This is a genomic window from Stenotrophomonas sp., assembly GCF_059505245.1.
Genome location: NZ_JCACKF010000002.1, coordinates 20,825 through 45,770 on the forward strand (window position 1 = coordinate 20,825; position 24,946 = coordinate 45,770).

The 24,946-nt window shown below is 67.1% G+C and carries 23 protein-coding genes; 6 read left to right on the top strand and 17 right to left on the bottom strand.

Features of this window, described 5'->3' with window-relative positions:
• Positions 1-124: 124 nt before the first annotated feature.
• From AC5JLE_RS01090 to AC5JLE_RS01115, 6 genes are read right to left on the bottom strand one after another with little or no spacing between them, the layout of a single operon-like run.
• Positions 125-1,120 (bottom strand): phosphatidate cytidylyltransferase, encoded by a 996-nt coding sequence (locus tag AC5JLE_RS01090; RefSeq protein WP_496064929.1) that lies wholly within the window; start codon positions 1,118-1,120, stop codon positions 125-127.
• Positions 1,117-1,746: a lysophospholipid acyltransferase family protein gene (locus AC5JLE_RS01095; protein ID WP_014648619.1), complete on the bottom strand. Its 630-nt coding sequence runs from the start codon at positions 1,744-1,746 to the stop codon at positions 1,117-1,119. The genes AC5JLE_RS01090 and AC5JLE_RS01095 overlap by 4 nt, the downstream gene beginning before the upstream one ends.
• Positions 1,747-1,759: 13 nt before the next feature.
• On the bottom strand, positions 1,760-2,197 hold the full coding sequence (locus AC5JLE_RS01100; protein WP_197561445.1) for a hypothetical protein: 438 nt from the start codon (positions 2,195-2,197) through the stop codon (positions 1,760-1,762).
• A complete protein-coding gene (locus AC5JLE_RS01105) occupies positions 2,194-3,522 on the bottom strand; it encodes a phosphatase PAP2/dual specificity phosphatase family protein (RefSeq protein WP_496064930.1) in 1,329 nt (442 codons plus the stop codon). Before AC5JLE_RS01105 ends, AC5JLE_RS01100 begins: the two co-directional genes overlap by 4 nt.
• Positions 3,522-5,273: a bifunctional alpha/beta hydrolase/class I SAM-dependent methyltransferase gene (locus tag AC5JLE_RS01110; RefSeq protein ID WP_241884809.1), complete on the bottom strand. Its 1,752-nt coding sequence runs from the start codon at positions 5,271-5,273 to the stop codon at positions 3,522-3,524. Before AC5JLE_RS01110 ends, AC5JLE_RS01105 begins: the two co-directional genes overlap by 1 nt.
• 34 nt (positions 5,274-5,307) lie before the next feature.
• Positions 5,308-5,925 carry a CDP-alcohol phosphatidyltransferase family protein gene (locus tag AC5JLE_RS01115; RefSeq protein ID WP_241884810.1) on the bottom strand — a complete coding sequence of 206 codons (618 nt, stop codon included), beginning with the start codon at positions 5,923-5,925 and terminating at the stop codon, positions 5,308-5,310.
• A gap of 223 nt (positions 5,926-6,148) precedes the next feature.
• Here AC5JLE_RS01115 and purH point away from each other — a divergent pair, with 223 nt between their 5' ends.
• Entirely contained in the window at positions 6,149-7,732 is a 1,584-nt protein-coding gene (gene purH / locus AC5JLE_RS01120) for a bifunctional phosphoribosylaminoimidazolecarboxamide formyltransferase/IMP cyclohydrolase (protein ID WP_005411265.1), read from the top strand.
• Between the two features lie 61 nt (positions 7,733-7,793).
• Complete coding sequence (purD, locus tag AC5JLE_RS01125; RefSeq protein ID WP_496064931.1) at positions 7,794-9,077, top strand: phosphoribosylamine--glycine ligase; 1,284 nt, start codon at positions 7,794-7,796, stop codon at positions 9,075-9,077.
• A gap of 78 nt (positions 9,078-9,155) precedes the next feature.
• Here purD and AC5JLE_RS01130 read toward each other — a convergent pair whose 3' ends face one another.
• The 8 genes from AC5JLE_RS01130 to rhlB form a co-directional block, all read right to left on the bottom strand.
• Positions 9,156-9,488: a helix-turn-helix domain-containing protein gene (locus AC5JLE_RS01130; RefSeq protein ID WP_169411602.1), complete on the bottom strand. Its 333-nt coding sequence runs from the start codon at positions 9,486-9,488 to the stop codon at positions 9,156-9,158.
• Positions 9,489-9,592: 104 nt separating this feature from the next.
• Positions 9,593-9,859: a type II toxin-antitoxin system RelE/ParE family toxin gene (locus AC5JLE_RS01135; RefSeq protein WP_496064932.1), complete on the bottom strand. Its 267-nt coding sequence runs from the start codon at positions 9,857-9,859 to the stop codon at positions 9,593-9,595.
• A 169-nt stretch (positions 9,860-10,028) separates the two neighbouring features.
• Positions 10,029-10,904, bottom strand: coding sequence for an RNA polymerase sigma factor RpoH (rpoH, locus tag AC5JLE_RS01140; RefSeq protein ID WP_005411269.1), 876 nt, complete (start codon positions 10,902-10,904; stop codon positions 10,029-10,031).
• 278 nt (positions 10,905-11,182) lie between these two features.
• Positions 11,183-11,896, bottom strand: coding sequence for a uracil-DNA glycosylase (ung, locus tag AC5JLE_RS01145; RefSeq protein ID WP_005419723.1), 714 nt, complete (start codon positions 11,894-11,896; stop codon positions 11,183-11,185).
• On the bottom strand, positions 11,893-12,735 hold the full coding sequence (locus AC5JLE_RS01150) for a response regulator (protein WP_019660837.1): 843 nt from the start codon (positions 12,733-12,735) through the stop codon (positions 11,893-11,895). The genes ung and AC5JLE_RS01150 overlap by 4 nt, the downstream gene beginning before the upstream one ends.
• Before the next feature lie 7 nt (positions 12,736-12,742).
• Positions 12,743-13,690 (bottom strand): permease-like cell division protein FtsX, encoded by a 948-nt coding sequence (gene ftsX / locus AC5JLE_RS01155; protein WP_032961674.1) that lies wholly within the window; start codon positions 13,688-13,690, stop codon positions 12,743-12,745.
• A 3-nt stretch (positions 13,691-13,693) separates the two neighbouring features.
• Entirely contained in the window at positions 13,694-14,380 is a 687-nt protein-coding gene (ftsE, locus tag AC5JLE_RS01160; protein ID WP_014648630.1) for a cell division ATP-binding protein FtsE, read from the bottom strand.
• 164 nt (positions 14,381-14,544) lie between these two features.
• A complete protein-coding gene (rhlB, locus tag AC5JLE_RS01165) occupies positions 14,545-16,266 on the bottom strand; it encodes an ATP-dependent RNA helicase RhlB (RefSeq protein ID WP_049439326.1) in 1,722 nt (573 codons plus the stop codon).
• Between the two features lie 508 nt (positions 16,267-16,774).
• Between rhlB and trxA the strand changes: the two genes are divergently transcribed.
• The 3 genes from trxA (at position 16,775) to AC5JLE_RS01180 (ending at position 20,860) form a co-directional block, all read left to right on the top strand.
• Complete coding sequence (gene trxA / locus AC5JLE_RS01170) at positions 16,775-17,104, top strand: thioredoxin (RefSeq protein WP_005411275.1); 330 nt, start codon at positions 16,775-16,777, stop codon at positions 17,102-17,104.
• A gap of 227 nt (positions 17,105-17,331) precedes the next feature.
• Complete coding sequence (rho, locus tag AC5JLE_RS01175; RefSeq protein ID WP_046429862.1) at positions 17,332-19,077, top strand: transcription termination factor Rho; 1,746 nt, start codon at positions 17,332-17,334, stop codon at positions 19,075-19,077.
• A gap of 208 nt (positions 19,078-19,285) precedes the next feature.
• On the top strand, positions 19,286-20,860 hold the full coding sequence (locus AC5JLE_RS01180; protein WP_495233473.1) for a sensor domain-containing diguanylate cyclase: 1,575 nt from the start codon (positions 19,286-19,288) through the stop codon (positions 20,858-20,860).
• 39 nt (positions 20,861-20,899) lie between these two features.
• Here AC5JLE_RS01180 and AC5JLE_RS01185 read toward each other — a convergent pair whose 3' ends face one another.
• On the bottom strand, positions 20,900-21,790 hold the full coding sequence (locus AC5JLE_RS01185; protein ID WP_496064933.1) for an energy transducer TonB: 891 nt from the start codon (positions 21,788-21,790) through the stop codon (positions 20,900-20,902).
• 80 nt (positions 21,791-21,870) lie between these two features.
• Complete coding sequence (gene aceK / locus AC5JLE_RS01190) at positions 21,871-23,601, bottom strand: bifunctional isocitrate dehydrogenase kinase/phosphatase (protein ID WP_197557403.1); 1,731 nt, start codon at positions 23,599-23,601, stop codon at positions 21,871-21,873.
• 164 nt (positions 23,602-23,765) lie between these two features.
• Between aceK and AC5JLE_RS01195 the strand changes: the two genes are divergently transcribed.
• Positions 23,766-24,503, top strand: a complete 738-nt coding sequence (locus AC5JLE_RS01195; RefSeq protein ID WP_496064934.1) for a KilA-N domain-containing protein — start codon at positions 23,766-23,768, stop codon at positions 24,501-24,503.
• A gap of 74 nt (positions 24,504-24,577) precedes the next feature.
• On the opposite strand, the gene AC5JLE_RS01200 is transcribed toward AC5JLE_RS01195, so the two are convergent.
• Positions 24,578-24,937 (bottom strand): hypothetical protein, encoded by a 360-nt coding sequence (locus AC5JLE_RS01200; RefSeq protein WP_014648639.1) that lies wholly within the window; start codon positions 24,935-24,937, stop codon positions 24,578-24,580.
• Positions 24,938-24,946: the final 9 nt, after the last annotated feature.

Genomic DNA, 24,946 nt, shown 5'->3' on the forward strand with positions numbered 1-24,946 from the left:
GCGCGCGGGTAGTGCCGGCCGCTCGCCGGCAACCCCATGAACGATGGCAGGATGTCGCAGTTGCCGGCCAGCGGCCGGCACTACCGGTAGATCCACGCCATGCGTGGATGCAGCCCCGGCAGGATCACCCGCCGCCGCCCGCCTTCCAGTAGTACCGCACCACATGGAAGAACACCGGCGCGGCGAAGCACACCGAATCGAGCCGGTCGAGCATGCCGCCATGGCCCTCGATCATGTGGCCCCAGTCCTTGATGCCACGGTCGCGCTTGATCGCCGACATCACCAGGCCGCCCCAGAATCCCATCAGGTTGATCAGCAGCGACAGGCCGAACGCCTGCAGCGGCGTGAACGGGGTGATCCACCACAGCGCGGCCCCAAGCGCGCTGGCACTCAGCACGCCACCCACGAAGCCCTCCACCGTCTTCGATGGCGACAGCTTCGGCGCGATCAGGTGCCGGCCCAGCAGCTTGCCCCAGATGTACTGCAACACGTCCGAGGACTGCACCACGATCACCAGGAAGGCGAACAGCAGCACGTTGCGCGAGGGGTCGTGACCGGGCACGTGCAGGTTCAGCAGCAGCGGCACGTGCGAGATGCAGAACACGCAGATCATCAACCCCCACTGCACCTTCGCGGTGCGCTCCAGGTAGTGCGTGGTATCGCCACCGATGGTCGACAGGATCGGCAGGAACAGGAACGCATAGACCGGGATCAGCAGCGTGTACATGCCGTACCAGTCGATCCACACCAGGTAGTACTGCCACGGCAGCACGATGTAGAACGCAGCCAGCAGCGCGTAGTAGTCGCCTGAACGGGTCGGCGCCAGGGTGATGAACTCGCGCAGCGCGAACAACGAAATGATCGCGAACAGCACGATCACCCCGGCGCGGCCGAAGAACAGCGCCAGCCCGACCACGATCGCCATCACCCACCATGCACGGATACGCGACACCAGGTTGGCGATCACCACGCTGGGCTGACCGCGCTGGCGCCAGCGCAGGGTCTCGGCCACCAGCGTGGCCAGCACCAGCACCGCGCCGACGCCGGCAAACAGCAGGCCGGTCTGCTGGCCGACACTCTGCGTTGCCAGATCGCCAGATACATCCAGCACGAAACTCATGCACGACCTCCATTCGGCGCCAGGTCCAGCAGCGCCTGCCGGCTGCGGGCCAGGAATGCGGCCTTGTCCTCGTCGGCCTGCAGCCGCAGCGGCGTGCCGAAGGTGGCCGTGCACAGCAGCGGCAACGGCAGGAACCGCCCCTTCGGCATCACCCGCTTCAGGTTGTCGATCCATACCGGCACGAACTCCAGCTCCGGCCGTTGCCGCGCCAGGTGGTAGATGCCGCTCTTGAACGGCAACAGCGGTTCATCGCCGATATTGCGCGTGCCTTCCGGGAACAGGATCAGCGAGCAGTCTTCGTCCACCGCATCGCGCAGTACCTGCAACGGGTCCTGCTGGCGATGGCCGGCCTCGCGCTCGACCAGAACACCGTTGAACACCGCATCGATCAGGTAGCGACGCAGGCCATCACGCTGCCAGTACTCGGCCGCGGCCACCGGGCGCACCTGGCGCCGCAGTGCCGGTGGCATCGATGACCAGATCAGCACGAAGTCACCATGGCTGGCGTGGTTGCCGTAGTACACGCGGCGCTCGCTGGACGGCGCGCAACCGATCCACAGCGCGCGTGCGCCGGTCACCACATGGATCGCGCCACTGCAGGCGCGGGCAATCAGTTCGGCAAACATCGGTCACTCCCATTCACGTCTGCGGCCACACCACGGCCAGCACCAGCAGTGCGAACTGCACTGCGGTCAGCAGGTACTGGCGCAGCAGCAGGCGGCGCATGCCGGACCAGCGCGCATCCCAGCCACGCAGTGGCGCATCGGGCGACGCGCGGCGCAGGCCACTGTCGTGCAGCAGCTGATCGATGCGGCGCGCGGCGGCTTCGCCCTCCAGTCCTTCATCGCGCAGCAGCTGCAGCAGGCTGGCATCCAGCCCCACCCGCCACGCGTGGTAGGCCTGTGCGGTGCCCGCGGCAACACTGAGCAGCAACAGGCCGGCAGCGATCATCGCCAGCCCCGGCTCGGTGCCGAGCAGCAGCAGTGCTACCAGCAACAGGCCCAGCGACAGCAGCGCCGGCCAACGCCCCTGGCGCAGCAGCAGCTGCATGGTCACCAGATCGGGAACCGTGCTCATGCGCGCGCTCCTGCCGCAGCAGTGATGGCATGCAGATGCGCCGCGTGCAGCACGATGCCGGGGCGTGCAGCCCGCACGATCGCCACTGCCGCGTTCGCATCGGCGGCACGACCACTGCGCAGCAGCCAGGTGGCGACGCTGGCGGCGCTGCGCGAATAGCCCAGCGCGCAGCACACCAGCAATGGTCCGTGCGCATGCAGCCGCTCGATGGCATCGGCCGCCTCGCGCAGCTGTTCCGGCGTGGGCACCACCAGGTCCAGCATCGGCACGCTGGCATACGCCGCGCCCGGCGCGCGGCAGGACAGTTCAGCACAGGTATCGACCACGCCGACCAGCGGTGTTGGCAACGCAGCACAGGGAATGCGTGCCAGCCACACGTCATCCATCACCGGCACCGGATGCGGCGCACGCCGCGTCCACAGCCGCGAATTGACCCAGGCTGCGCCCAGGTACGGCGCCAGCAGCCAGCGTGCCGCCATGGTCAGGCGACCATCGGCGCGCTTCTGGAACACCGCGGTACCCAGCCCGGCATAGGCCAGCGCCACCAGCAGCAACGACACCACCGGCCACAGCAGCCACAACGCGGCGCCACGCAGAAGCACCACCGGCACCAGCAGCACAGCGGCCCCCAGCAGGTACACCCCCGCCAGGCGCCAGCGCTTGGCATCACGTGCCGTGCGCCATGCACGCAGCGGTGGCGTGCCCTGCTCCGGCCACAGCCACACGCACAACCAGCCGGCCAGCAGGCCGGTCGGGATATCGATGAAGTGATGCTGGAACGTGGTCAGCACCGAGACGCCGATCAACAGCGCCCACGCGTGCAGCACCCAGCGCCACACCCCGTGCAGGTACTGTGCGAACTTCACCCACAGCACGATCAGCAACACGATGTGCAGCGACGGTGCCTGGTTGAACGGCTTGTCGAAGCCCAGCAGCACATCGAACAGCCAGCCGAACACACCGCCGATCTGCGGACGCTCGAAGCTGAAGCGCAGCGGCCACAGCAGGAAGCAGCTCACGGCGATCAGCTGTGCGCTGAACAGCCGCAATGCGTGCCGGTCCAGCTCCAGCCGTTGCCGGCACAGGAAGAACGAGACCGCGTAGAACAGGTCGATCGACCAGTACGGCACGATCGTCCATGGCACGAACGGGATGCGGGTCTCCCAGCCGAACGCCATCACCGGCAGAGTGGCGTGGCGGCCGGCCATCCAGTTGGCGAAGCCATAACTGGCGAAGAAGAACGGACCCAGCAGGGCCAGCCACAACAGGGCGCGCCGCCAGGGGCGCCCCTCTGCGGCCAGTGGGGATGCGGCGAGCGTCGCCATCACGCGGTCCGGCGCGCCAGCGATACGGTGAAGATGCCGAAGTCGTCGATACGCTGCGCCACCTTCTCGAACCCGGCCAGGCGCACCAGTTCGTCCATCTCCTGCTGGGTACGGCGGCGCATCACCCACGCTGCGCCACCGCGGTGGCTGGTCAAGGCACGGGCAATGAATTCCAGCTGCGGGTGCCAGGGCTGGCCGGTATAGGCCAGGTAGCCACCCACCGGCACCGCTGCGGCAATGCCCTGCAGCGAGCGCAGCACGGCGTCGTTGTCGGGGAACAGTTCGTACAGGCCCGAGACCACCGCCAGTGTCGGTGCTGGATCGACCTTGGCCAGTTGCGCCGGATCGAACGCATCGCCCTGCTCGAAGCGGGCGATGTCGGCCGCACCGAGGCGCTCGATCAACGCTTGGCCCTGGGTCACGTTCAGATCGCTGAAATCACGCAGCACGATACGGTCGGCGCGCTGTTCGCCCTGGCCCAGCGCTTCCAGCACATACCGGCCATGGCCGGCGGCCACGTCCAGCACACGCACCGGCGTGCCCTGCCCGCGCAGGCGCTGGGCAGCGTCGCGCAGCAGTTCCTGCAGGTGCTGGCCGCGCACGCGGATGCCACGCCAGCCGATTGCATCCAGGTAGTTGCGGTCGACCATCCGCCCCAATGGGCCCTTGCCGCGCGCCTCATTCCGGTAGATGTAGTCCAGCGTGCTACCGGAATCGAAACCGGTCTGCAGGCCCAGCGCGATGCCTTCGGACAGCGTGCCGCCGAAGCGCAGGCCGCCACGTACCATGCGCCAGCGCAGGTCGGCCAGGCTGTTGCGTTCCGGTGGCCAAGCCAGGATCTCCGATTCCTCGAAGGTCGGCCCATGGCGGTGCGCGTCGCGCCGTGACAGCTCGCGCAACGGTTCGGCAAAACGCGCCTGGATGAAGCTGCGGATGCGCGCCAGTGCTGGTGCACGATCGCGCTCGCCCAGCGTGTCGTGGAAGAAGCCCGGCAGATGCACACGCTCCTTGATCGGGCTGGACAGACGCTCGTAGAAGCGGTCCTGCGGGCCACGGTGCACGACGAAATCCGAGCCGGACACCAGCAGCTGCACCGGTACGCTGATTGCCTGCGCATCGGCCACGATGCGGTCGGCCGCCTCGTACAGGCCCAGCAGCACGCGCACCGAAATCGGCCGGGTGATCAGCGGGTCGGTGCGATAGCTTTCCACCCGCGCCGGATCGTGGGTCAGCCACTGCGGCTTGACGTAGCTGTTGACGAAGAAGTTGCCACGCAGCTTCTGCATCAAGGCCAGGCCCGGCCGCGCGAACGGCACGTACAGCTTCACCTTGAACGCCGGCGAGGCCATGACCAGCGCGCGCAGGCGTGGCGCGTAATCGTGCACCCAGGTCGCGGCGACCACCGCCCCTACGCTCTGCGCGATCACCACGATGTCTTCCACCGCAATGCCGTGCTCGGCGCCGATGTGGGCGATGAAACTGTCCAGATCACGCACCAGCGCCGGGAAGCCCGGTGCATCGCCCCGTGCGCCCGGCGAACGGCCATTGCCGCGCGCGTCCCAGGCGAAGAAGGCGGTGTCGGGCAGGTCCAGCTCATCGACCAGGTGGGTGACCCGGCCGGAGTGCTCATGGCCGCGGTGCAGCAGCACGATGGCCTTGGTGGCCGGCGTTGCGGTGGTGCCCGCCCAGTACCGGTAGAACAGCGGTACCTGGTCGAAGCTGTGGAATTCCCGTTCCTGCGCCTGACGCATGCAATCTCCTGATTGTCTTCTTGTATCTGCTTGATTAATTCGGCGAAACCGCTGCTTCCCGCAGTCCCCGACGGACGCGGTTGACCATCGTCAGCACGCACAGCACCGCCATGACCGCGGCCACGCCAGTGACCGTCATCGCGCCAACCCACTCGAACGCCAGCAGCAGGCCCAGCGCACCGATCACGAACGCGCGATCGCTCTTGCCCATCGGGCCGTCATAGCGGCGGCTGGCACCGACCATCAGCCCCAGCACCCCGGCGTACTCGCTCAGGGCCGCGGTCCAGGCCAGCAGCCACAGCATCTCGGGGCGCACGCCCGGCACGCTGAGCAGGCTCAGGTACAGCGCCGCATCGGCGATCACATCGCACAGCTCATTCAGATAGGCGCCCAGCCGCGACTGCTGGCCGAACTCGCGGGCCAGCATGCCGTCCACGGCGTTGAGCGCCATGCGCAGCAGCATCCACAGTGGCAGCAGCAGGTACAGCAGGGGCTGGGCCGGCGCGCAGCACCAGACGGCGGCGGCCACCAGCAGCGAGAACACGGCAGCGGCCACGGTCACCGTATTGGCAGTGATCCCCATGCGGTACAGACCGCGTACGGCTGGACGCAACAGGTCCTGGAAACGTCCTTTCAATGCATAGATCGACATGATCCGTACCCGCTGATCCTTGGCAGTGCGGGCACAGCCTACCCCATCGTTGGCAGATTCCGACAACCCTGCTCTGGTCCGCAGGCCAGCCCCCGGATCGGGCCGGATCGGTGTGCCCGACCCGGCCTTGCGTCGATCGCCACGGCAAATTCCCCCTTCCAGCGCCCGCCACCGGCCCCCACCGCCTACAATATCGGCCCCGCTCCGCTGCCGATTCTGTCCCATGACTGCTGATCTGTTGCCCGTCCGCCGGGCCCTCCTCTCCGTTTCCGACAAGACCGGTCTGGTCGAGCTGGCCACTGCGCTGGCGGCACGCGGCGTGGAGCTGCTGTCCACCGGCGGCACCGCCAAGGCGATCCGCGATGCGGGCCTGGCCGTGAAGGACGTGGCCGACGTCACCGGTTTCCCGGAAATGATGGACGGCCGGGTCAAGACCCTGCACCCGATGGTGCACGGCGGCCTGCTGGGCCGTTCCGGCCTGGATGATGCGGTGATGGCTGAGCACGGCATCGGTGCCATCGACCTGCTGGTGCTGAACCTGTACCCGTTCGAATCGGTCACCGCCAAGGCCGACTGCACCCTGGCCGACGCGGTGGAGAACATCGACATCGGCGGCCCGGCCATGCTGCGTTCGGCGGCCAAGAACTTCGCCCGCGTGGCGGTGGCCACCGACCCGTCGCAGTACGCCGAACTGCTGGCCTCGCTGGCGGCCAACGACGGCCAGCTGTCGGCCGCCACCCGCTTCGCGTTCTCGGTGGCCGCGTTCAACCGCGTCGCCCAGTACGACGCGGCGATCAGCAACTACCTGTCGGCGGTCACCGCCACCGACGCCGCCGTACCGGCACGTGCCGAGTACCCGGCGCAGATGAACTCCACCTTCGTGAAGGTGATGGACCTGCGCTACGGCGAGAACCCGCACCAGAGCGGCGCGTTCTACCGCGACCTGTACCCGGTGCCGGGCACGCTGGCGACCTTCCAGCAGCTGCAGGGCAAGGAGCTGAGCTACAACAACCTGGCCGACGCCGATGCGGCGTGGGAATGCGTGCGCCAGTTCGATGCGCCGGCCTGCGTCATCGTCAAGCACGCCAATCCGTGCGGCGTGGCGGTTGGCGCCGGCAACGGCGATGCCTACGAGCTGGCCTACGCCACCGACCCGACCAGCGCCTTCGGCGGCATCATTGCCTTCAACAAGCCGCTGGATGCGGCCACTGCAAAGGTCATCCTCGACCGCCAGTTCGTTGAGGTGCTGATTGCCCCGGATTACGAGCCGGCCGCGCTGGAATACGCACAGAAGAAGGCCAACGTGCGCGTGCTGCGCATCCCGCACGGTGATGGCCTGAACAACTTCGACAGCAAGCGCGTCGGCTCGGGCCTGCTGCTGCAGTCCTCGGACAACCGCGGCATGACCCGCGACGAACTGAAGGTGGTCAGCAAGCTGGCGCCGACCGACAAGCAGTTCACCGACCTGCTGTTCGCCTGGAAGGTGGCCAAGTTCGTGAAGTCCAACGCGATTGTGTACGCCAAGGACAACCGCACGATTGGCGTGGGCGCCGGCCAGATGAGCCGCGTGTACTCGGCCCGCATCGCCGGCATCAAGGCCGCCGATGCGAACCTGGTGGTCGAGGGTTCGGTGATGGCTTCCGATGCGTTCTTCCCGTTCCGCGATGGCATCGACGCCGCTGCTGCTGCCGGCATCAAGGCGGTCATCCAGCCGGGCGGTTCGATGCGCGATGCCGAAGTGATCGCCGCCGCCGACGAACATGGCCTGGCGATGGTGTTCACCGGCGTGCGCCACTTCCGCCACTGATCCGCATCACGAAGCCGGGCCCTGCCCGGCTTTTCTCTTCCGTACCCGAGAACCCTGTCCCATGAAGATCCTCGTCATCGGCTCTGGCGGCCGCGAACACGCCCTGGCATGGAAGCTGGCCCAGTCCTCCCGTGTCACCGAAGTGATCGTGGCACCCGGCAACGCCGGCACCGCCAGCGAAGACACGTGCCGCAACGTGGCGGTGAAAGTCACCGATATCGACGGTCTGCTGGCGCTGGCCCAGGCTGAAGGCGTGGCACTGACCGTGGTCGGCCCTGAAGTACCGCTGGTGGCTGGCGTGGTAGACCACTTCCGCGCCGCCGGCCTGCGCATCTTCGGGCCGACCGCCGCCGCTGCGCAGCTGGAAGGCAGCAAGGCCTACGCCAAGGACTTCCTGGCCCGCCACAACATCCCCACCGCGTTCTACGCCGTGCACACCGACGTGGACGCCGCGCTGGCCTACATCCGCGAGAAGGGCGCGCCGATCGTGGTCAAGGCCGATGGCCTGGCCGCCGGCAAGGGCGTGATCGTGGCGATGACCCTGGCCGAAGCCGAGGACGCGGTGCGTGACATGCTCTCGGGCAACGCGTTCGGCGATGCCGGTGCGCGCGTGGTCATCGAGGAATTCCTTGACGGCGAGGAAGCCAGCTTCATTTCGATGGTGGACGGCGTGCATGCGCTGCCGATGGCCACCTCGCAGGACCACAAGCGCGTCGGCGACGGCGATACCGGCCCGAACACCGGCGGCATGGGCGCCTATTCGCCGGCCCCGGTGGTGACGCCGGAGGTGCATGCACGGGTGATGCGCGAGGTGGTGAACCCCACCGTGCAGGGCATGATCGCCGACGGCATCCCGTTCACCGGTTTCCTCTACGCCGGCCTGATGATCGATGCCAGCGGCGCACCGAAGGTGATCGAATTCAACGTGCGCTTTGGCGACCCGGAAACCCAGCCAGTGATGCTGCGCCTGCAGTCGGACCTGGTCGAGCTGGTGGAAGCGGCTATCGATGGCCGCCTGGATGAGGTCGAAGCGCAGTGGGACGCGCGCCCGTCGCTGGGCGTGGTGCTGGCGGCCAGGCCGTACCCGGAAGCGCCGATCACCGGTGACGTGATTTCCGGCCTGGACGACGTGCCGGCCAGTGCCAAGGTGTTCCATGCCGGTACGGCATTGGATGCGCAGGGCCAGGTGGTCAGTGCCGGCGGTCGCGTGCTGTGCGTGGCCGCACTGGGCGACAGCGTGCGCGACGCGCAGGCCAATGCCTATGCCGGCGTGGCCAAGGTGAGCTGGGCCAACGCGTTCCACCGCAACGACATTGGTTGGCGCGCGATCGCACGCGAGGGGTGAGGCACACCCCCGCTTCCATGCATGGCGCGGATTGAATACCACGGTAAAGCAAAGGCCCGGCATTGCCGGGCCTTTGCTTTACAGGACTGCTTCGAGACCCTTCCGATCAATCAGGTTCAAAAGCTTCAGCGACGGCCCGCTCGGCTTCTTCCCGCCCTGTTCCCAGCTACGGACCGTCGAAACGCTGGTGTTGAGCACACCTGCGAACACCGGCTGGCTAAGTTCCAACGACGTGCGAAGTGCACGGATCTGGGCGCTGCTGTATTCGGGCACAGGCCCCAGACAAAGCGCCTCGTACATGCTCATGCGCCGCTTGTCGATGAAGCCGCTGGCGTAAAGGCCCGCCGCGCCTTCATGCACCGCATCGAGGATCGCACTCTTTGCACGTCCATGTTCAACCGTCTTTGTCATGGCAAATCTCCTGCAGTTCTCCGCAGATAACTGCCCTGTCCAACTGTTCAGGGCTCATTCTCGAGAACTCAGACACATACAGCTGAAGGGCGTCCCGTTCCGCACTACTGATGGTCGCGCGCGTTCTTCTCGTAGCAGAAGAGAAAGAACCAGTAGCGCCCCACCTTAGTTGCGACAATAACGCGGGCGCTACCGCGCTTTCCGCGGCCCGGCAGCGCAACCCGCTTTTTGAGAAGGCCGCCCCCTATATCTGCATCAATCCGTCCTTGACGCATTTCCACCGCCGCGCGGCACAAGGCTCTATCGGTCAGTGAAGAACGTCGTGTACTGCGGTTGAAGCTTCGAGTGCGGAAGACACGTGACATGATCATACCGTGCCACCGAGTGGTACGGCGTGAAAATCAGCGTCCAGCGCATGCTCCGGTCGGCGCAGCTGCCGCCCTGGCGCCAGGATTGATCCACGCCATGCGTGGATGCGCTCCAGAAACAAAAAGGCCCGGCATCTCCGCCGGGCCTTTCTTCATTCCAACGCCTTCCCGCTTACGCGGTGAACAGCGCCTTCATCTTCTTCAGCGCGTTCGCCTCAACCTGGCGGATGCGCTCGGCCGACACGCCGTACTCGTCGGCCAGTTCCTGCAGCGTCACCTTGCTGTCCGCGTCCAGCCAGCGGCGGCGGATGATGTCGCGCGAGCGAGCATCCAGTTCCGCCAGGCCTTCGCGCAGCAGCTGCATCTGGTTGTCTTCGCTGTCCTCGCGCTCGTAGGCCATCGACGGGTCTTCGTCATCGGCAACCAGGAACGCAGCCGGCGACGGCGGCGCGTGCTCGTTGTCCTCGTCGGTCGGCGCATCGAACCCGATATCGCGACCCGACAGGCGCGACTCCATTTCCATGACCTCGCGCTCGGAAACGTTCAGGTCCTTGGCCACCGCGCTCACCTCAGCCGCGTTCATCCAGCCCAGGCGCGTCTTCGACTTGCGCAGGTTGAAGAACAGCTTGCGCTGCGCCTTGGTGGTAGCGACCTTCACGATGCGCCAGTTCTTCAGGATGAACTCGTGCATCTCGGCACGGATCCAGTGCACCGCGAAGGAGACCAGGCGCACGCCCATGTCCGGGTCGAAGCGCTTGACCGCCTTCATCAGGCCGATGTTGCCTTCCTGGATCAGGTCGCCCAGGGCAAGGCCGTAGCCGTTGTAGCCGCGGGCCACGTGCACCACAAAGCGCAGGTGCGAATGCACCAGCTCGCGGGCAGCGTCCAGATCGTTGCCGTCGCGGAAGCGACGGGCCAGGTCCTGTTCGTCATCGACCGACAGCACCGGGATCTGGTGCACGGCACCGATGTAGGCGTCCAGCGAACCGAGCGCACTCGGAATCGGGAGATTGTTTGCCACAAGGGCAGTAGAGGTGTTCTGGCTCATAGGCACCCATCTTAGCAGTCCGGCAATTGGACTGCTAAAGGAGGAAAAAGTTCCAGCGTCCCATTGATGCAACACTGGTCCCAAACAGAGCCCTACCGTAGCGCGATTTGATGACAGTGGCGAGCACGCTTTTCGGGATTCACAATCCCTTGGAATTCAAGCAATTACCTGCCGTAAAGCGGCCGATTCCGGTCAAGCGGAGCTGAACGGGCCGTTCTGAAGGCCCATTCAGGCCCGGGAACGTTGCCCGCTGTTCAGGCCCAGCGGCCCGCCGGCCCTCAGAGTGCCGAGCGCGGCGGCAGCGACCAGTCGATCGGGGCCTGGCCGCGGCGCTGCAGGTACTCGTTGGCCATCGAGAAATGACGACAGCCGAGGAAGCCCCGATGGGCCGAAAGCGGCGACGGATGCGGCGACTTCAGCACGCGATGGCGGCGGGTGTCGATCACCTTGCCCTTCTGCTGCGCATAGGCGCCCCAGAGCATGAACACCAGCCCTTCGCGCTCGCGGTTGAGCACATCCACCACGTGGTCGGTGAAGCCTTCCCAGCCACGACCCTGGTGCGCACCGGCCTTGCCCTCTTCCACCGTCAGCACCGCATTGAGCAGCAGCACGCCACGCTGCGCCCACGGAATCAGGCAGCCGTGGTCCGGACGCGGGATACCGAGATCGCTCTCGATCTCCTTGTAGATGTTCAGCAGCGACGGCGGCACCGGCACGCCCGGCGGCACCGAGAAACTCAGGCCATGTGCCTGGCCGCGACCGTGGTACGGGTCCTGCCCGAGGATCACCACCTTCACCTGCTCGAACGGCGTGGCGTCGAACGCGGCGAAGATCTGCGGGCCGGGCGGGAACACCGCCGCGCCACTGGCCTTGCGCTGGCGCAGGAAGCTGGACAGCTCGCGCATCTGCGGCTGCAACAGGTAATCGCCGACATGCTGCTTCCAGCTCGGTTCCAGCTGGATCGTCGGGGTGTCGGCTACTTCATCCATCATCGCAACAGAGGTCCATCGTTCAATCGGGCCAGCCTCAGCTGGAACAGCACCTTGGTGACCAGCAGCCGTTCTTCGATCGGCTTGAGCACCAGGTCGTTGGCACCGGACTGCAGCAGCCCGGTCTGGTTGTGCGGGTTGCCATCGCCGGTCATCACCAGCACCGGCAGGCGGCGCTTGCCGTAGCCGAAATCCACGCGCACGCGCTGCACCACGTCGCGACCGCTCAGTTCGCCCTTCAGGGTGACGTCGGTCAGCACCAGGTCGATGCGGTGGCGACTGCGGCCCAGCGACTCGGCGGTGAGCAGGGTGAACGCTTCTTCGGCGCTGACCACGTGCAGCACGTTCAACTGCTGGCGTTCCAGCATGCGCTTGGTGGCCTCGGCCACCACGCGGCTGTCCTCGATATAGAGGATGGTGGCGCCGGGGATGGTCTGCGGCTGCACGTAGCCGCGGATGAAGGTCGCCAGTGCTTCATGGCCGAGCGATTTGTCGAAATAGTCGGTGACGTACTCGGTGAAGCGGCGCTGCTCCAGGTGCTGCTGGGCATCGCCGGAGACCACGATCACCGGCACATAGGCCTGGCCGGCCGCTTCGCGCACCATCCGCGCCAGCGCCAGGCCGTCGCCATCGCGCAGGGTCAGCGAGGTCGTCACCAGGTCCACCGGCCCCTGTGCCAGCGCCTGCTGTGCGTCCTCGATGCTGTCGCAGCCGATCACCTCCACGCCCGGCAGGTCACGCTGCAGGACGTCGGCGATCAGCTTGCGCACCAGCTTCGAGCCATCGACCACCATCACCCGCGTCGCGGGCCCTTCAAGGTGTTTCAGCGCTTGCGGTTGCATGCCGGTCTCAGGTGTCGGTCGGGCGGGTCTGGCGGAGGAAGTGGCCGGTGACCAGCCAGGCGCCCAGCCAACCCAGCAGCAGCGTGCCGAGCAGGACCAGGCCGCCGTGCAGCAGGTCCAGGCCGTGCAGTACGAACGGGCTGCCGTAGCTGCGCGAGAGTTCGGCCAGCGGCATGCGCAGGGCGGCACCCGCAGCGCCGATCAGGGCCAGCGCCACCGCGCCGGCGCCCAGGCCGTACCACGCGCCCAGGTACAGGAACGGGCGGCGGATGAAGCCATCGCTGGCGCCGAGCAGCTGCAACACGCCGATCTCTTCGCGGCGGGCCTGGATGTCCAGGCGCACCGTGTTGCCGACCACCAGCGCGGCACCTGCGCCGAGCAGGACCGACAGCACCTGCACCAGCCGCGCACCGAAGGCAAGCCAGGCATCCAGTCGCTGGCGCCACAGCGCATCGTGCTGCACCAGATCGGCCTCGGGCAGGCTTTCCAGCGCGCGCGCCAGGCGTGCGTCGTCCTTGCCCTGGCCGGGAGTGATCACCAGCAGCGAAGGCAGCGGATTGTCGTTGAGTGCGTCGATCGCCTCACCCAGGCCGGCATCGCGCAGTTCCTGCAGGCCCTGCTCGGGCGTGCGCACGTTCACTTCGGCCACGTCGTCGCGGTCGCGCAGCTGGCCGGCCAGGCGCAGCGCGCCGGGTGCATCGACGTTGCCCTTCAGGAACACGTTGATGTCGCGCGACTGCTGCACGCTGCCGGCGAACTGCTTGAGGTTGTCCAGCGCGATCGACAGGCCCAGCGGCAGCGCCAGCGCCAGCGCCATGACCATCACCGTCAGCAGGGTCGCCCATGGCTTGCGGCAGGCGCGGCCCAGGCTGAACACCACGCTGTGCACGTGGTGCTGGAACCAGACGCCCACGCGCGAGGGGGCGGCGGCTTCGCTGTTTTCGTTCTTCGCCATCGGTTACTCCGCCAGGTCCTGCGGCGAGATGTCATCCACCAGCCGGCCATGGTCGAGGATCAGCACGCGCTTGCGCATGCGGCGCAGCAGCGGCAGGTCGTGGCTGACCACCAGCACGCTGGTGCCGCGCGAGGGCAGCTCGGCGAACAGGGCCATGATCTCCGCCGCCAGGGTCGGGTCGAGGTTGCCGGTCGGCTCATCGGCCACCAGCAGCTTGGGCTCGCCGACGATGGCGCGGGCGATGCCCACGCGCTGCTGCTCGCCGGCCGACAGCTGCGAGGGCAGCGCCTTCTCGCGATGGCCCAGGCCCATCCGCTCCAGCACCGAGCGCACGCGCTTGCTGATGTCGCCACGGCGGGTGCCGCGCAGGATCAGCGGCAGCGCCACGTTCTCGGCGATCGAGCGGTCCATCAGCAGCCGGTGGTCCTGGTAGACCGCGCCCACCGCGCGTCGGTGGCGGGGCACGTCGCCGCCGCGCACCTTCAGCAGGTTGCGCTCGTCGAACACCACCGCGCCGCGGCTGGGTCGCTCGTCGAGGTGGATCAACTTGAGCAAAGTGCTCTTGCCCGCACCGGAATGGCCGGTGACGAACAGCATCTCGCCCGGCGCGACCTCGAAGCTGACATCGATCAGCGCCTCGTGGCCACCGGCGTACTGTTTGCTGACATTGTCGAAGCGCAGGACACTCATGCCCCGATTATGCAGGAGCGGCGCGACCTCGTGGAGACGGTCGCGCCGATCGGTAGTGCCGGCCGCTGGCCGGCAGCCATGTGGGTTGCCGGCCAGCGGCCAGCACTACCGTTCAAAGCCACCCGACCAACGGTCGGGGGCTACCCGCTGATCGGAAGCGCCGATCAGCTGCCCGACAGCATCCGGCGGATCTTGCGGCCGATGCGGGTCAGGAACGAATCGCCGCTGTCGGCCGCCGTGCGCACCGGCTTGGCCACCACCTGCACCGGGGTCACCGGGCTGGCGCCGTTGCCGGCGTTGGCCTGCACACCCTCGCCACCCTCGACCGGACGGCCGTGGCGACGACGACGGCGCTTGCGCGGCTTGCGTTCGCCATCCACGGCACCTTCCGGCGCGCCCTCGGCGCGCGGCGGGCGCGGCGGACGCGGAGCCTGGGCGACAGCGGCTTCAGCACCTTCGGCCGGGGCAGCTGCAACCTGCTCGCCTTCCACGCGCGGCTTGCGCGGGCCACGCGAACGGCGCTCGCCGCTGCGCTCACCGTCGCGACGCTCGCCACGGCCACCGCCGGAGCGGCCCCCACTGCGACCACCACCACGGCGCTCTTCTTCAGCGGCGCGGGCTTCGCGCGCTTCACGGAAGATCTGGCCGACGCTCTCGTTCTCCTCACCTTCCTCGCCAGCAGCCGGGGCCGGGCGTTCCGGGCGCGGCAGCGGCGTCAACAGTTCCTTGGTGACCGGCTCGGACGGGATCTTCTGCTCGATGTAGGCCTCGATGTCCGGCAGGCCCATCGCGTAGCGTTCGCAGGCGAAGCTGATCGCATCACCCTCTTCGCCCAGGCGCGCGGTACGACCGATGCGGTGCACGTAGTCTTCGGCGTCGAACGGCAGGTCGTAGTTGTAGACGTACTTGATGCCGTCGATGTGCAGGCCACGCGCGGCCACGTCGGTGGCCACCAGGATTTCCAGCTGGCCCTTCTGGAAGCGGTTGAGCAGGCTCTCACGCTTCTTCTGCGGCACGTCGCCGGACAGCACGCCGACGCGGTAGCCGGCCTTTTCCAGCGAGCGGGCGACGCGCTCGACGAACACCTTGGTATTGACGAACACCATGGTGCGCGCGCCTTCACTGCGCGACAGCAGGCCCAGCAGCAGCGGGATCTTCTCGTCGTCGGCCGGGAAATAGATGCGCTGGCGCACGCGCGCAGCGGTGATGGTCTCGGCTTCGACCACCAGCTTCTGCGGCTCGTTCATGTGCTCGTAGGCCAGCTCCAGCACGCGATGGCTGAGGGTGGCACTGAACAGCAGGGTCTGGCGGATGGTGCGTTCCGGCATGCGGCGCAGCAGGAAGCGGATGTCCTTGATGAAGCCCAGATCGAACATGCGATCGGCTTCGTCCAGCACGCAGATCTCGCAGGCGTGCAGCGAAACCACCTTGTGCTGCTTGACGTAGTCGATCAGGCGGCCCGGGGTGGCGATGATCACGTCCACGCCCTGCTGCAGCAGCTCACGCTGCTTGTCGTAATCCACGCCACCGTAGACCAGCGCGAAACGCAGGCCCAGGTCGGAACCGAACTTCACCGCATCCTTGTGGATCTGGATGGCCAGTTCGCGGGTCGGGGCAAGGATCAGCGCACGCGGATCCTCCGGCTTGCGGTCGGCCAGCGCCGGGCGGGTCAGCAGGCGGTTCACGACAGCGACCAGGAAGGCCAGGGTCTTGCCGGTGCCGGTCTGGGCCTGGCCGGCAACATCACCGCCGGGCAGCGCGACCGGCAGGGTCAGCGCCTGGATCGGGGTGCAGCGGGTGAATCCGGCTCCTTCAAGGCCGGCCTGCAGGGCCGGATGCAGCTCGAAGGAGGAGAAGGTCAAATCGGTCAGCGGTTTGTCGCTCATGAGTCCGTCTTGGTATGGCCGCCGGCCCGTGGGGCGGCTGGCACTTCATCGTCTAGGGGCACCGTCGCAAACTGCGGCCCCTGCGGCGGGTTGGCAGGCTGGGACCACCGGTCCGCGCGCCGCACAATGCCCCAGTTTACCGCACTCGGGCAGGCAAACCGGAATGCAGCGTCTCATGGCATCCAGAGACGCCACCTTCACCCAGTTACACCGGACTTGAACGGCCTGCCCGGGTTCGCTGGTGTCGCCCACTGCCAGCCCCATGTACAGGAAGACAGTGAAATCCGACACATACCGGCCATCGAAGCGATCACGATACGCTGGGTTCCAACCGGCGCCTGTCCCTGCCCTGCGATAGGGGTACACTGCCGGCCGTGAGCGTCCAGGCATCCCGCCGAACGCACCGCGGCAGTGCGCCGCGAGGCAACGACGAGGGTCGCGCCACCGGGCATGGCCCAGTTCACCCACCTCCGGCATGGCCGGGTGCAATCCAAGACGAGAAACCAAGATGAGCGACAAGGTTGTACATGTCGGCGACGCCGACTTCGATAGCGCAGTGCTGAATTCCAAGGAACCGGTGCTGGTCGATTTCTGGGCCGAGTGGTGTGGCCCCTGCAAGATGATCGCCCCGGCGCTGGACGAACTGGCCGATGCCTACCAGGGCCGCGCCAAGATCGCCAAGGTCAACGTCGACCACAACCGCGCACTGGCCGCCAAGTACCACGTGCGTTCGATTCCGTACCTGGTCGTGTTCAAGGACGGCGAGAAGGTCGGCGAGCAGATCGGTGCGGTGGGCAAGGCCCAGCTGGCCGGCCTGCTGGACAAGGCCCTGGCCTGATCCTGCTGTTCCCGGCAGCCGCCGCCCGCGGCTGCCGGCGGGCGCCCCGCGTCCATCATGAATGCTGTTCCCGGCGACCCTTGCATGCCGCCGCAGGCCGATGATAGTGTCGGCATATCCGGCCGCGCTCGCGTGCCGCACCCTCTGGACGCAGTTTCTTCCAGACCCATTCCCAACGTTCGCCGCCCCAGCCGGGCGCTCGCACCTTCAAGCGAGGAATAACGCTCTTGTCCGATAACACTTCCGAAACCGGCAGCGCCGATGCGCCCGCCGAAAAGCGCGTGCGCAAGCCCCGCGTGAGCAAGGCCGCCGCCCCGGCAGCCGCCGAAACCAGCGCCGCTCCGGCGCAACCGACCCTGCCGCTGGCAGCCGCGCCCGAAGCGCCGGCACCGGCTGCAGCCGCCCCCGCGCCGAGCGCGCCTGCCACTGAAGCCCCCGCCTCCGGCGGCGGTGAGGGTGGCGAAGGCCGCGAATCCGGACAGCGCCAGCAGAACCACCAGGGCGGTGGGCAGCACCAGGGCCAGGGTCAGAACAACAACCCCTACAACCAGAACGGCCAGCAGGGCCAGGGCAATCGCCGCGACCGTTTCCGCAACCGTCGCGACCGCGACCGCAACCGCGGTGGCCGCGATGACGGCATGCCGCAGGACGGCGGCGAGCAGCAGCCCTTCGTGCCGCGCCCGCACGCCAACGTGCCCGAGGGCTTCCCGGTCTACTCGCTGAGCGACCTCAAGCGCATGCCGGCACAGAAGCTGCTGGAGATCGCCGAGCAGCTGCAGATCTCCGAAGGCGTGGCCCGTGCCCGCAAGCAGGACGTGATCTTCGCCCTGCTGAAGGTGCTGACCCGCCACGGCGACGGCGTTGCCGCCGATGGCGTGCTGGAAATCCTGCCGGACGGCTTCGGCTTCCTGCGCGCGGCCGAAGCCAGCTACCTGGCCGGCCCGGACGACACCTACATCTCGCCCAGCCAGATCCGCCGCTTCAACCTGCGCACCGGCGACCACATCTCCGGCCGCATCCGCTTCCCGAAGGACGGCGAGCGCTACTTCGCGCTGAACATCGTCGACACCATCAACGGTGAGCCGATCGAAGCGTCGAAGAACAAGGTGCTGTTCGAGAACCTGACCGCGCTGTTCCCGCGCCGCCGCTTCACCCTGGAGCGTGGCAACGGTTCGTCGGAAGACATTACCGGCCGCATCCTCGACCTGATGGCGCCGCAGGGCAAGGGCCAGCGCTCGCTCATCGTGTCCCAGCCGAAGGCCGGCAAGACGATGATGATGCAGCAGGTCGCCACTGCCATCACCACCAACCATCCGGACGTGCACCTGATCGTGCTGCTGATCGACGAACGCCCGGAAGAAGTGACCGAAATGCAGCGCACCGTGCGCGGCGAGGTCATCAGCTCGACCTTCGACGAGCCGGCCGCGCGCCACGTGCAGGTGGCCGAAATGGTCATCGAGCGCGCCAAGCGCCTGGTCGAGCACAAGAAGGACGTGGTGATCCTGCTCGACTCGATCACCCGCCTGGCCCGCGCCTACAACAACGTGGTGCCGAGCTCGGGCAAGGTGCTGACCGGTGGCGTGGACGCCAATGCCCTGCACCGCCCGAAGCGCTTCTTCGGTGCCGCGCGCAACGTGGAGGAAGGCGGCAGCCTGACCATCATCGCCACCGCGCTGGTCGACACCGGCTCGAAGATGGACGAGGTGATCTACGAAGAGTTCAAGGGCACCGGCAACAGCGAAGTGCACCTGAGCCGCCGTATCGCTGAAAAGCGCGTGTTCCCGGCCATCGACATCAACCGTTCCGGCACCCGCCGCGAGGACCTGCTGATCGAGCCGGAACTGCTGCAGAAGATCTGGATCCTGCGCAAGCTGCTGCATCCGATGGATGAAATGGCCGCGATGGAGTTCCTGCTGGACAAGATGAAGAACACCAAGTCCAACGACGAGTTCTTCGGCTCGATGAAGCGCTGATCCACGGCATTGCATCGAAAGGAACCTGCCGCTCGCTGCGGCAGGTTTTTTTTTGCCGGCAGGGCGACCCACTTCACTTTGCCGCCGCCGACTTTTGGCGATAATCCGCCCGATACCCTGCCCGGCCCTGCGGGCGTGGCCACCGATTCCGCTGTCGCCCCTTCCGGAGAACCGGTCGGGTCCAGCCTCCTGCCGGATCCGTCGACGCATGCGAACGCTGTCTCCCCGCCTCAACCTGGGCAAGCTGATCCTCGCCCTGGCCCTGCTCAGCGCCATCATCGCCCTGGCCAATACCCTGCTGGCCAGCTACCGCGTGCAGCGCGACCAGCTGGTCGGCAATACCCTGGAAGCCAACCGCGTCTATGCCACCAAGCTGGCCGAGACCACCCAGAACTTCCTGTTGGCCGCGCAGCAGGAGCTGGCCTACGCCGCCACCCGGCTCGGCCAGAGTGACCTCGATCCGGCACAGGCGCAGGACGAGGCCAGCCGCCTGCAGCTGCAGACCAACAGCTTCAATTCCTCGCTGGTGGTGGACGCCGACGGCCTGGTGATCGCCACCTCGCCGCAGACCCTGCAGCTGCAGGGCGAGGTCCTGCACAGCGTCGGCAACAATGCCGCATTGGCTGCACGCCAGCCGATGATCAGCGACCCGTACCAGTCGACCACAGGCAAGCTGCTGGTCTCGCTGTCGCACCCGATCTTCGACCGCCAGGGCCACTATCGCGGCTACGTCAGCGGCACCCTGTACCTGCGCCAGCGCAGCGCGCTGCATACGCTGCTGGGCAAGCACTACTACCGCGACGGCTCCTACCTGTACGTGGTCGACCGCCATGGCCGCCTGCTGTACCACGCCGACGGCAAGCGGGTCGGCGACTACGTGGTCGGCAACCCGGCGGTGAAGGCGGTGGTGCGCGGTGAGCGCGGCGCGCAGCAGGTCCGTAACAACCTGGGCGTGTCGATGCTGGCCGGTTACGCGCCGGTACCGGCCACCGGCTGGGGCATCATCGCCCAGCGGCCGACCGAGGCCACATTGCAGCCGTTGTCACGGTTGATGACCGCGGTGATCTGGAACGCGATCCCGCTCGGCCTGCTGTCACTGCTGATCACCTGGTGGTTCGCCCGGCGCATCTCGATGCCGCTGTGGCAGCTTGCGCGCAACGTGCAGGGTGGCGAGGACACCGGCAGCGCGATCAACCACGTCAGCGGCATCCGCGCATGGTACTTCGAGGTTGCCCAGCTCAAGCAGGCGGTCCTGCACAGCTTCAACGCCCTGCAGGACCGCATTGGCACACTCAACCGCGCCAACCGTACCGATCCGCTGACCGGCCTGCTCAATCGCCGCGGCCTGCAGCAGGCGCTGGATGCGCTGCAGGTGCAGGGCATTCCGTTCGCGATCCTGGCGCTGGACATCGATCGCTTCAAATCGATCAACGACAGCCACGGCCATGACGTCGGTGACGCCGCCATCGTCCATATCGCCGACCAGATGCGCCGCTACTCGCGCGACAGCGACATCCTCTGCCGTGCCGGTGGCGAGGAATTCCTGCTGCTGCTGCCGGGCATCAGTACCGACTCGGCGCGCCAGGCCGGCGAGCGCCTGCGCCAGCACATCGCCGATCATCCGTTCGAGCCGGTCGGCACCATCACTGTGTCGATGGGCGTGGCCCACTTCCCCAGCTTCCATGTCGATGCCGAGCAGGCGCTGCGGCTGGCCGACAAGGCCCTGTACATGGCCAAGGAACAGGGCCGCAACCGCGTGGTGGTCTACCCGTACGCGGACTGAAAAGCGGCCGGCCTGGCCGACCGCTCCATCGCACCGGGCTCAGCGCTGCGCCAGCGGCGTCAGCAGGCGCAGGCCGCGCTGGGTGCCATCGACCATGTACACGCCGCCGGTCGGCAGCAGATCACTTCCCGCCTGTCCGGCGCCATCCGGCGTGCGCCAGGGTGCGGCCTGGCGCGGGCCGGGGATGAAGGCACGCCAGCGGCCGTAGCGTTCCGGCTGGCCGTTGTCGCTGTTGTTCAGGGCGAAAGTGACCGGCACGCGCACGGTCCATGAATCCCGCGTGCTGTCCTCGCCGGTGGTCGGCGGCGAGAAGGTCCACTTGCGGGCCGCACTGATACTGGCCTTGGCGAAGATGTCGCGCATCCTGGCCATGGTCCGTTCCGGTGCGACCACGGTCATGTTCACCTGCTCGGCAATGACATCGGCCACGGTGCCGTCGCGTGCGACCTTGACCAGCAGCAGTACGTCACCCTGCCCGCCATTGCGGAAGGCCTCTTCGGGGTAGCGCGGCGGCGGCATGCGCTTCTGGGTGATCGAATCGGTAGCCTTCGGATCATATTCACTGAAGTCGACGCTGGTCATGCTGATCTGGTAGTTGCCGTCTTCCTGCTGCTTGCCACGCAGGCGTACGCGCAGCGGCGCGTGGACGGCCACCGGCGTGCCATCGCGCAACGTCGGTTCGAACTGCCAGCCGCGGATGGCGCCTTCCACGAACGACACGATGCCGGGTGCGAGCATGGCACGCTGGTCCAGGACCAGCGTGCTGACCGAACCATCGGCCGCCACGTCGATACTGCCCGACAGCACCATGCTCATCTCGGCAGTGGCGCGCACGGCGCGCGCGTTCTGGGCCACGGCATCGGCCGGCAGCAGGGGAGCACCGGCGGCGAACGCCAGGGCCAGCGCAAGGAACAGGGGGGAACGCATCATTGCCGGATCCATGGTGATGAGGTGAACCCCGAGCGTACCGCAGTCCGAGCGGGACCGGCAGGCAGTACACGCCACGCCGTTCAGGCCAGGCGATGGACCGCCGCATAGGGCGGGGTATCCGGATAATCACCGCTGGCGAAGCGCGCCTGCAGGCCCTGCCACCACGCGGGATCAAACAGGTGCCGGTAATGTTCGCGCACCGCCGCCAGCTCGCCCGCCGGCAGGCCCATGAACGGGCCGAAGCGCTCGGGAAACACGTCGCGTGGCCCGACATGGAACCAGGGTTCGTCGGCCATGGCTTCCTCCGGCGTGCGCGGCTGCGGCCAGGCGCGGAACACGCAGTCGCTGACCAGGCACAGCTCGTCATAGTCGTAGAAGACTGCCCGGCCATGCCGCGATACGCCGAAGTTCTTCGGCAGCATGTCGCCGGGGAAGATGTTGTTGCGCGCCATGTCGGTGATCGCCTGCGCGTAGTCGAGTACCGCCGCGCGCACCGCCTCGCCGCCCTGCTCGCGCAGGTACAGGTTCAATGGACGGAAGCGACGCTGCACATAGCACAGTGCGACTTCCACCTGGTCGCCATCGACGCGAACGCTCTGCGCGCATTGCTGCAGCAACTCTTCCAGCAAGGCCGGGGCGAAGCGGTCGCGCGGGAAACGCAGGTGGCGATACGGCTGCGCATCGAGCAGGCGGCCGACGCGGTCGAGATTGAACACCAGCGCGTATTTCTCTTCCACCTGCTGCCGCGACATCGCCTTGGGCCAGGCGAAGCGGTCGCGGATCAGCTTGAACACCAGCGGATAGCTGGGCAGGGTGAACACCGCCATGACCATGCCCGGCGTGCCTTCGGCGGGCACCAGCCGCTCCTGCGGATGTTCGTTGAAGTGGCGGAAGAAGGTCCGGTAGCGCTCGGTCTTGCCCTGCTTGGCGCGACCCAGCACGGTGTAGATCTCATCGATGGGCTTGCCCGGCAACAGGCTGCGCAGGAACACCACCGCATCGCCCACCGTGGCAAGGTCGGCCTGGAAATAGCTGCGCGACACGCCGAACAGATGGGCGACATCGCGACGCCGGGTCAGCACCGCATCTGCACGCAGGCCCTGCCCATCGTTGACCAGGGCGATCACGCACGGTGAGAAGCGGTGTTCGCCGAACACGCGACCCACCAGGTAGGCGCGGCGCTCCCGGTAGAACACGGTGTCGAGCAGCTCGATGCTGCGCACCGGCGTATCACCCCAGTGGGCCAGATCATCCTGCAGGCGCACAGCGATGGCCGCCGCGCAGCGCAGCTGGTGCGCATACGGAATGTCGAAGCGGTAATCGGCCAGCACGCGCTGGAGAGCCTCCACCGGCCGCGTCGGCGAGACCGCATAGGTATGCCGTGCGACCGGGTGGGTGATCGCATCGGACGGCTCGACATCGAAGGCGATGAACTCCAGCGCCGGGTCCACGCCACGGGTGGAGAACAAGCGCCGCGACAGCGTGTTGTAGAAGGTCTTGTACAGCTCGGCGTCGATCAGCCCCCGCAGCAGTGCGCTATAGCGCGCATGCACCTGCAGCCACAGCGCGCGTTCCCCGATCGCTTCGCCGGCGAGACGCCGCAGCGCATCCATCTGTTCGGCAATGCACAGGTCGTACAACGCGATGCGCTCGACTGCATCCCGGCGCGCGCCCACCCAGTCGCGCTGCTCGAAACGCTGCCGCGCACGGGCGGTGATCGCCGCAAAGCGGGCGTGATACTGCTCGAAGCCGGCGTGAATGGCGCCGGCGATGCGCGACGCCAAGTCGGCAACGGTGTCAGGCTCGGACATGCAGGGCTCACCCGGGAGGACCTGCCTCACCATACGCTGGCGTGGGGTGGCTTGTGTAGGGCCACTGCATGCCGCGACAAACGCAACGATTCCTACAGACCTGATGCCTCCCTGCTGCCTACCCTTTCAGGCCCAACAACGGCACGAGGTGACGCATGCAGCAAATGACCTTTATCCCGCGCGTGGAGGAAGGCAACGTCATCCCGCAGCGCGCCCGCGACGGCTACATCAGCGCGACCGCCCTGTGCCAGTCCGTCGGCAAGCGCTGGTCCGACTACCGGGCACTGAAATCGACGGAGGAGTTCCTGCAGGAGCTCATGGCGCAGACGAAGCTGTCCGAGAATGAGCTGATCCACGTGGTATCCGGTGGGAACCCGGCCATGCAGGGCACCTGGATCCACCCGTACCTCGCCATCCACCTCGGCCAGTGGCTGTCGCGCAGGTTCGCAGTGAAGGTCTCGCAGTGGGTGGTGGAATGGCAGCAGGGTCGCGCCAATGCGTTGCTGCCCGTGCACATCGACCGCTACATGCAGAACCGTGCCAAGGTGCCGTACACCCATTTCTCGATGCTCAACGAGCTGACGTTGAACCTGATCGCACCGCTGGAGCAGGCGGGCTATACGCTCCCGCAGGCGCTGGTGCCGGACATCTCCGAAGGCCGACTGTTCTGCAAATGGCTGAGGGATCATCGCGGCGTCGACACCGATGCGCTGCCCACGTATGACCACGCCTACCCGGACGGCCGCACGGTGCAGGCCAAGCTGTATCCCAACGAGTTCTACGAGGACTTCCGCCGCCACTTCAACGAAGTGTGGCTGCCAGATCATGCGCCCAGGTACTTCGCCGCACGCGACAGCAAGGCTCTCTCGTTGGTCTCTGCACTGCTGCTTCCAGCAGCCTGAAAGCAGCGCCGAACGTGCTCGGCTGCTTCGGCTGGAAGCAGCCGAGCATGGTCCGGCGCTACGGAGGCGGCCACTCAGATCGCCAGTTCGGCCTCCACGTCCTGCACCTTGCGCCGGGCCAATGCCAGGTTGGACTTGGTACGGTCCAGCACGATGTAGAAGAACAGGCCCTTCTTCTTCGCCACCGGGCGCATGATGTGGTACGCCTTGCCCAGCGAGATCAGGATGTCCTCGATGCTGTCGTTGAGGTTCAGCGATGCGGCGGTCTTCATCTTGGCGCGGATCACTTCGGTATTGCCGGCGGCGGCCACTTCCATGTCCATGCCGGCACCGGCTTCGCCCAGCAGCATGCCGCTTTCGTAATCGACCAGCGCCACTGCCTGCGCGCCGTCGATGCCCATCAGTGCGTTCAACGAATCATTCAATCCAGCCACGTCGCACCC